The sequence below is a fragment of the Streptococcus suis genome, assembly GCF_002960425.1.
Taxonomy (GTDB): domain Bacteria; phylum Bacillota; class Bacilli; order Lactobacillales; family Streptococcaceae; genus Streptococcus; species Streptococcus suis_S.
In genome coordinates, this window is sequence record NZ_POIZ01000001.1 from 1 (window position 1) to 4,021 (window position 4,021).

Sequence of the window (4,021 nt, forward strand, 5' to 3'; positions counted from 1 at the left end):
AGAACTAGCCAGTCGTATCCGCTCTGCTATTGGGAGCGTAGCGACCGTGGAGGAGTTGGTGGATGCTGTTGCGACCAAGCGCTACACCAAGGCGCGGGTGCGGCGGGTGCTGACCTACATCCTGGTCAATGCGGTGGAAACTCCCTTGCCAGAAGCGGTCCATATCCTAGGCTTTTCGGCTCGAGGCCAGGCCTATCTCAAGACCGTCAAGGAGCAGGTGGACCTGGTGACGCGGATCGGAAAAGAGCCCTGGGACAGCCTGACCCAGCAAGCCGATGCAGTCTATCAACTGGGCGCTAACGCAATAGCAGAGCAGACCTACGGGCGCGTGCCGGTGAGGGTGGAGTAAGATGTAAAAGTTTTTTGATAAAATTCTTGACTCTCACCTTACGTTATCCCTTATACTGGGCATAGAGAGGAGATTTCTATGAACGAAAATTGGACGGTTAAGCAGGTCAGTCGGTTGACAGGATTGACGGTGAGGACCTTGCACCACTATGACCAGATTGGTTTGCTCAAACCAGCATTTGTGGCAGAAAATGGTTATCGCTACTATAATCAGGAGAATTTGGCTCGTCTGCAGGAAATTCTCTTATTTCGTGAATTGGATTTTCCTCTCAAAGAAATTCAGCAGCTTCTGGACGTGACGGAAGTCAATCGTCAACAGGTCTTGCGGGACCATATCAGCCTTTTAGAGCTCAAAAGGGAACGGCTGGACCGCATCATCAATCACGCCAGATTGCTCACAGAAAAAGGAGGAGAAGTCATGGATTTTCACGCATTTGACAGCAGTCAACTAGAAGCCTACAAGGCGGAGGCCAAGGAGCGTTGGGGGAATACCTCAGCCTTTGCGGAATTTGAAGAGAAATACGATGCCAGTAAGGACCGGGTGTTTGCCCAAGAGATGCAGGCTATTTTTGAGGTTTTTGGAAAAATGCAGAGCTTAGAAGTCAGTCATCCAGATGTGCAGGCTCAGGTAGCCAACTTGCAGGCCTATATCACGGAAAATTTCTACACCTGCACCAAGGAAATCTTGCAAAATCTAGGTCTTATGTATGTTGAGGACGAGCGATTTTCAGCCAACATTGACCGAGCAGGTGGACCAGGCACAGCAGCCTTTGTCAGTCAAGCTATTGCGATTTATTGCAAAGAATAAACGAAAGAAGTCTAGTGAGAACTAGGCTTTTTTTGGTATACTAGATGAAGCTAGAAAATAAGGAGACATCCAATGATTCAACCTATTATGAGGGACATTTTCTTCCTGCGTTTGGAAACGCCCGGTGTTAAGCTATGAAATCTGCATTGTTAGTCATTGACATTCAGAGTATGCCTGTGGAGGAGCAACCCTATGCAATTGAAGAACGACTGGCTCTTTGGCAAGATAGTCTTGCTCAAGCCCGTCAAGCGGGGCTAGAAGTCATCCATGTCCGACATCATGATCAGGAATTGGTCAAGGGGACTGCTGACTGGGAGATTCACTCAATTGTTGCACCCTTAGCTAGTGAGAAGATTTTCGATAAGACCTTTAATAGTGCCTTCAAGGAAACAGGGCTTCATGCTTATTTGCAGGAAAAGGGAATTGAGCAGCTCATCATCATGGGGATGGCGACCAATTTTTGCATTGACACGACGATTAAAGTAGCCTTTGAACTAGGTTACAAGGTAGCTGTGATTCAGGATGGAACGACGACAGGTTATTCAGGCAAATTGGATGCCAAAGACTTGATTGACCACTACCAAAACATCTGGTCATGGAATTTTGCCCAGGTGGATACATTAGAAAATATAATTAGAGGATAAGATGAAAGAACTAGATTTAGTAAAAGTTGTGGCCCAGGCTGCCGATGACAAGCGAGCTGAGGACCTTGTTGTAATTGATGTTCAAGGCGTGACTAGCCTGACAGACTACTTTGTGATTGCCAGTTCCATGAACAGTCGCCAGTTGGAGGCTATTGCGGAAAACATTCGTGAAAAGGTAGCGGAAGTTGGGATCAAGGGTAGCCGTGTAGAAGGCGATAGTAACGGTGGCTGGGTCCTATTGGACCTTGGAGGCGTAGTCGTTCATATCTTCTCAGAAGAAATGCGTGACCTCTACAACCTTGAAAAATTATGGCACGAAGGTAGCTTCCTGGAAGTCGCAGAACTTTTAGAAGAGAAGTAGTGAAACAGTTCGGGGAACTGTTTCAGCTGGTCACCTAAAAACTCGAAAGCGACCAAGATGAGCTTACTATTATGTTATGTGATTAGAAGTGATGAACTTCTTGAAAAAATATGAAGATAGATTTTGATTTGGGTGCACTATTTGAAACTTAAGTCAACATCTCAGCGCAGTTGTTGATTGGCTTAAACAGTCCGGGGGACTGTTTAAGGTTGGAGATAGGATTTGCAAAGCAAATCACAGCAGTTCGTGCTTCCCACTCCAAATCTGACCTATACGGCTGATGCGAACGAGTTCGCTTCATTTCCAACCTCCAACAGTCACTACTCTGACTGTTTTGTAGCGAACTCTGTTCGCTCTATCTCCGACCTCCAAAGGTTCCCCAAACCTTTGGAGCTATGCGGGGTGGGAGTGAAACAGTTTGGGGAACTGTTTCAGCTGGTCACCATAAAATTCGAAAGTGTCCAAAGAGAGTTCACTATTATGTAATTAGAAATGATAGACTTTTTGAAAAAATATGAAAACAGATTTTGATTTGGGTGCACTATTCGAAACTTGAGTCAACATCTTAGCGCAGTTGTTGATTGGCTTAAACAGTCCGGGGGACTGTTTAAGGTTGGAGATAGGATTTGCAAAGCAAATCACAGCAGTTCGTGCTTCCCACTCCAAATCTGACCTAATCAACTGTGCGGGGGCAGGAATACGAACTCTTTTGATTTGAGGAGTTCTTTCCTGCTCCCTTTTTATGAAAGGGAAAATGGGAAACTATGGCAACTTATGAAACCTTTGCGGCGGTCTATGATGAAATTATGGATGACAGCTTGTATGATAAATGGACAGATTTTAGCTTGCGGAACTTGCCACAAGACACCAAGACAATTTTAGAATTGGCCTGTGGAACAGGGATACAGGCTGTGCGTTTTGCTCAAAAGGGCTTTGAAGTGACAGGGCTTGACCTGTCCTATGAAATGTTGGAATTGGCCCAGAAAAAAGCAGAAGCTGCTGGTGTCATGATGGAACTGGCCCAAGCAGATATGATGGCTCTGGAAGGCGTTGGAGAGTTCGATGCGGTGACCTGTTACTCGGATAGTCTGTGCTATATGTCGGACCAAGAAGCCGTTTTGCGAGTCTTTGAAGGAGTTCACTCTGTTCTCAATTCAGGTGGTACTTTCCTTTTTGACGTTCACTCCATTTATCAAATGGAGGAGGTCTTTGCAGGTTATAGCTACCATGAAAACTACGAGGATTTTGCCTTTGTCTGGGACACCTATGAAGGGGAGTATGAGTATTCCATTGTTCATGAATTGACCTTCTTTGTCAAAGATGAGGACAGTCAAGAGGAGCGATTTATCCGTCGGGATGAAGTTCATGAAGAGCGGACCTATCCAATTGAAGCCTATGTGGAATTGTTGAAACAAGCTGGTTTTGCCTCTGTGGAAGTCTTTGCGGATTTTGAAGATGAGGCTCCGACAGAAACCAGTCAGCGGTGGTTTTTCAAGGCGGTCAAGGCATGATTTCAGGGATTATTGCAGAATACAACCCTTTTCATACAGGACATAAATACCTGCTGGACCAGGCAGAAGGTTTGAAAATCGTGGTTATGTCTGGCAATTTTATGCAACGGGGTGAGCCAGCCATTGTGGATAAGTGGACACGGGCTCAGATGGCATTGGAACATGGGGCAGATCTTGTTGTTGAGATGCCCTTTTTGGTGTCGGTCCAGTCGGCTGACCATTTTGCAAAGGGAGCAATCAGCATTTTACACAGGCTAGGTGTGGAAAAACTAGTTTTCGGTACGGAAGAAATGCTGGATTACCAGAAAATTGCGGATATTTATGTGGATAAGACGGAAGAGATGGAAAA

The 4,021-nt window shown here is 45.6% G+C and carries 6 protein-coding genes; all 6 read left to right on the forward strand.

Features of this window, described 5'->3' with window-relative positions:
- The coding region (locus C1G57_RS00005; RefSeq protein WP_193434471.1) for a nucleotidyltransferase family protein at positions 1–349 on the forward strand (349 nt) is incomplete at its 5' end.
- Positions 350–427: 78 nt separating this feature from the next.
- Complete coding sequence (locus C1G57_RS00010) at positions 428–1,156, forward strand: MerR family transcriptional regulator (protein ID WP_105113222.1); 729 nt, start codon at positions 428–430, stop codon at positions 1,154–1,156.
- Positions 1,157–1,290: 134 nt separating this feature from the next.
- On the forward strand, positions 1,291–1,800 hold the full coding sequence (locus C1G57_RS00015; RefSeq protein ID WP_105113223.1) for a cysteine hydrolase family protein: 510 nt from the start codon (positions 1,291–1,293) through the stop codon (positions 1,798–1,800).
- Between the two features lies 1 nt (position 1,801).
- On the forward strand, positions 1,802–2,161 hold the full coding sequence (rsfS, locus tag C1G57_RS00020; RefSeq protein WP_105113224.1) for a ribosome silencing factor: 360 nt from the start codon (positions 1,802–1,804) through the stop codon (positions 2,159–2,161).
- A 764-nt stretch (positions 2,162–2,925) separates the two neighbouring features.
- On the forward strand, positions 2,926–3,672 hold the full coding sequence (locus tag C1G57_RS00025; protein ID WP_105107480.1) for a class I SAM-dependent DNA methyltransferase: 747 nt from the start codon (positions 2,926–2,928) through the stop codon (positions 3,670–3,672).
- The coding region (locus C1G57_RS00030; protein ID WP_193434472.1) for a nucleotidyltransferase family protein at positions 3,669–4,021 on the forward strand (353 nt) is incomplete at its 3' end. The genes C1G57_RS00025 and C1G57_RS00030, both read left to right, overlap by 4 nt.